The organism is Gammaproteobacteria bacterium (genome assembly GCA_029881255.1).
Classification (GTDB): Bacteria; Pseudomonadota; Gammaproteobacteria; order S012-40; family S012-40; genus JAOUMY01.
Window position 1 is genome coordinate 1 of record JAOUMY010000037.1, and the last position, 4,207, is coordinate 4,207.

The 4,207-nt window shown below is 43.4% G+C and carries 4 protein-coding genes; all 4 read right to left on the bottom strand.

Annotated features, from left to right (window positions below; translation table 11 throughout):
• Positions 1–268: 268 nt before the first annotated feature.
• Positions 269–1,483, bottom strand: coding sequence for a glycosyltransferase family 4 protein (locus tag OEZ43_21930; protein MDH5548239.1), 1,215 nt, complete (start codon positions 1,481–1,483; stop codon positions 269–271).
• The gene (locus OEZ43_21935) at positions 1,480–2,304 is read right to left on the bottom strand and encodes a sulfotransferase (protein ID MDH5548240.1); all 825 of its coding nucleotides are present in this window, start codon (positions 2,302–2,304) and stop codon (positions 1,480–1,482) included. Before OEZ43_21935 ends, OEZ43_21930 begins: the two co-directional genes overlap by 4 nt.
• Before the next feature lie 88 nt (positions 2,305–2,392).
• Positions 2,393–2,935 (bottom strand): acyltransferase, encoded by a 543-nt coding sequence (locus tag OEZ43_21940; GenBank protein MDH5548241.1) that lies wholly within the window; start codon positions 2,933–2,935, stop codon positions 2,393–2,395.
• A gap of 13 nt (positions 2,936–2,948) precedes the next feature.
• A partial coding sequence (locus OEZ43_21945) for a lipopolysaccharide biosynthesis protein (GenBank protein ID MDH5548242.1) occupies positions 2,949–4,207 on the bottom strand: 1,259 nt, incomplete at its 5' end.

Consider the following 4,207-nt stretch of genomic DNA (forward strand, 5'->3'; position numbering starts at 1 on the left):
CCACTGCGATAATCCCGGTCCATCCTGGTTCTCGTCTATTTTCAGCGCTATAAGCGATGGTTTCTTCCTCCTGGTTGCGATGTCCTGTATGTAGTTGTTCATCTGTGTCCAGGTAACGACAGAAGATTAATTGTTCTATGTCAATACGCGTATTTATTCGCGGTGGGTTTTTAGTTTCGTTGTACACCACCACCCATGCCTTTGTGTCGAAGGTATGGGGGCATGATTTTATTCTTTATTTGCTAGTTTTTTTTAAAAAAATATTTCGTCATTCAACAGCGTAGAGGGCCTCGAAAGCTTCCAGCATCTTTGGTAATGAAAAACGCTTTTCCACGAACTCACATGCGGCTCGACCATGTTCCAACCGCATTTCTTTGCTTTCAGCATAAAACTTAATTGCATGGACTAGTGAATCAACATTCTTCGGCTCACAAAGCATTCCAGTCACCCCATCAATCAAGCTGTCTGGAACGCCACCCACAGCTGATGCAACTACAGGCAGCCCTGTAGATTGCGCCTCGATCAACACAACACCTTGTGTTTCAACTCGGCCACTAGCAGCCTCTACTCCGGCAAGCACGAAAAGATCCCCCTTTTCAAGTTCTTGGCGTACCGAAGCAGAATCGAGTGCCCCTAGTAGCTCTATGTAATCTTCAGCCCCGCAAGAAACAATTTGAGCTTCTAACTCATTACGCAATGAGCCTTCACCAACAATTCTTAAACGCACAGAAACGTTATCGGTAAAAAGTTTAGTAACAGCATCGATCAAATAGTGGTGCCCTTTTTCTTCGTCCAATCGCCCAACCGAAATTATACGCAGCACACAGCCGTCACGATCTCTCCGATCGACGTATGTGAACCTCTCCAAATCTACCCCCATCGGAATACGAGTAATTTTATCTTGCGGACATCCTAGTTGAATCAAACGATCCATCATGAACTGAGAGCCAACTGTATGGCGATGGGAAGCCAAAAACAGTTCACGATACATGTCTTCACCACGGCTTTTGGGAAGCACATTTGCTTCAGAACCATGCCAAGTTATAATCGTGTTCTCATGCAAGCCAAGTCGACACATTGCAGCGGCAGATGAACCAAAATGAACATGTACAACATCCGGCTGAACCTTTGAAATCGTTTCGAGATAGCCATCCGCCAAAAAGTGTTCTCGGCGGGTCCATGGCCATTTATGAAATACGAACTTTAGCAAGCGGGGCCGTCGTAGAAGTCGCCGCACCATGCGTAATAAATTGCCAACACGATTATTGGTATAGCTTGGGATGTAAATACGCTGCACCCCAGAGGCATCGATCATTTCAATTTCTTTAGATGTGATTCCGGTGCCTATCGCTTGACTAACAACTAAAACATCATGACCAAGGCGTGCCAAACCAACCGCATGCTCAGTAACAAAGGTTTCAGAACGTACAGGAAAATTACCTGTGGTTATGCATATTTTTTTAGGCACAAATATTAGTTTCAATCGTCAATTTCCGACGCTATACAGATTCGCTGGTAAAGGGCATAGGTAAGCTTTTTAATAAGTTCAATCTCTTTATGGTCAAGTTCTGCCCATCCTTTCCCTATCGACATTTTATTGACATCCTGCATGACATTGGAATGATGCCCTCGAACCTCGACATCCCCCATGCAACTCTTGCTGGGCGTAACGCCATAATCTAGCCGACAGTAAGAGCACAGTCCCTTGATTGACTCTTCGTAGTTACTGACTAAATCCTGATACCATATGCGTCTCACTGAACCCGGAAAATTTGCCTCAAATTCAAGCATTATTTTATTTGAAATAAACCAACGCTGCGCTGCGCTATCAAGGTTGTCATAGATTCCGGACTTGAGATAAGAGGCTACAACATCTACAGGGTCACGAATTATCCATACATAATAAGCAGTTGGGAAAACTCGATTGATGTCCCATATGGAAAACGTGTTAAAAGGAGTCTTGTCCCCCCATCGCGTAACAACCACACCATTCCGTTCTCCGTAGAATCGATAAAATTCGGAGAGAAGATTAGACAAGGTTTGATTGTGTTTAGAACATTTACCAAGGCGACATTTTAAAGGTGAAAGGCTATAACCAAAAGTCTCATCGAACTCAGGATGCAAACTAAGGACACCCAAGGTATAGTTTACAATAGAGGCCCAATCAATATTATTATGCTTCAGGAAAAACCTTATAATCACCCCGAGTTCGTACGTTTCCGGCGGTATGGTTATACCGCCATGCTCAACTAAACCTCTACGTATTAGCGTATTACCTGAGCGACCGGAGCCAACAATAAACACAGGGCTCTCTTTGTATTCTTCACCAGAGCGAACACGAAGCTTACGCCTACGAAATAGATATCGAACATCAGATTTCAACTTATTACAATTAAACATTTTCTACTTTGATATTTCGAATAATTCGAGCAGGAAAACCCCTAACCATAGAACTACTTGGAATGTTCTTCGTTACAACTGAACCAGCTGCAACAACAACATCATCCCCAATAACAATACCAGGCAATACGATTGCACCCGAACCAATCCAGCATTTATCACCAACCTCAATAGGCAAATGCTCAAGCATATTCCCAGGGAAACGATGATTAACGGTTTCAAAGCTAACCCTTGGACCGATAGCACAACCTTTGCCTATTCGTATAAAAGCAGATGGTGCTGCAAAACGAACTTCGTTATTAATAAATGTATTCGCACCGATAATAATGTTTTCGCCTCGATCTATTGGAGAAACAACGACATTTCCCTGAAAACAAACTCCAGGCGCCAAACACATTCCCGCCAATGAAAATAAACGGTATCGAATAGATCGAAATTCATTTAACGGCGGAGTAGCATTAGCTAATCCGATAATAAGAGAACGAAAACAAGACCTATAAAAGCCTGCGTGGAATAGGTGTTTTAGCCGTAGCATTAAAAGTCTCCAATTAATTTAACCGAAGCGAAGTAAAACTTTGCAGTATGAATTTTCTATTTTCCGGAAACAGTATATAAAATACAATAGTCATAGTCAAAACCAACAAAGCTAAAGAGCCAACAACAATAGCTTCAGGTACTCCGCACATATTTTGTTTCATAATTTGACATAATATAATTTGCACAATGGACAATAAGAAAGGAATCTTAGCCGCTCGGGCAATATCTAGACCACGCACACTCGTTCCCTTCGAACAATAAAACTGCATTGGAATTAAAAAAACCCATATTGAACACGCATAAGACCATGCAACCCCTAAGACCCCCCAATAAACACCAATCACAAAGCCAAGCGAAACTGTAGCTGCACCAATCAAACCAGCATATAGGTTTCTCCTCGCCTGGCCAGAGCTAAGTAAAATCAACCCTCTCAAGCTCGCTATGGGCTGTATAAAACCTACAATAGCTAAGATTGAAAAGATTGGCCCAACCGCTGCCCAGTTAGGCCCGAGTACAATATTTATGATTTCATCAGATGCAACGTACATCCAGCCCATCAGCGGCATTGTCACCCAAGCCAAAAGTTCAACAATCCGACAATAGTAACGTCGAAAATCTTCAGACTTTGAGTCCAACCGGCTCATAGCCGGAAACGCGACCGAGAGAATCGGCGCTCGTAAATTCGTAATCGGAAACAGTAACAATTGATAGGCACGACTATAAAGACCCAAGGCATCTGCGCCGACAAACCGCCCGATTAAAATATTGTCTAAATTACGACCGAAATAATTCACAAAATTAAAAGCCGTCACATTCGCACCGAATCCAACAAGTTCACGCATCCCGCACCCACGAGAAGGCAATCCTGGCCGAAAAGGTGATAAAACAAGTATAAGTGCCGTTGTAACCACAGTGCCCGCAACAGTCCCCCATACGAGAGACCAATAGGAGTATCCTTTAAGTGCTAAAACAACCGAAATTATCAGAGTGGCCACGGCACCTGCAATCTTAGCTCCAGAGTATCGAGCAAACTGCATCCTTCGCACAAGCATGGCACCATGCTGCGTTCCAAAACTTGTAATGATGAAACTTAATGATAAGACGAGAGTCACTTTAACGAGCTCGGGCTTATCATAAAAACTGGCAATCAGCGGCGCGGCAGACGCGACGACTATCGTAAGAAAGGTGCCCATCAGCACATTCAGCCAAAAAAGATTGCTCTGCTGCGCAGATGTCAGACCTTTTTTTTGAATCGCGGCCGATGAAAGAC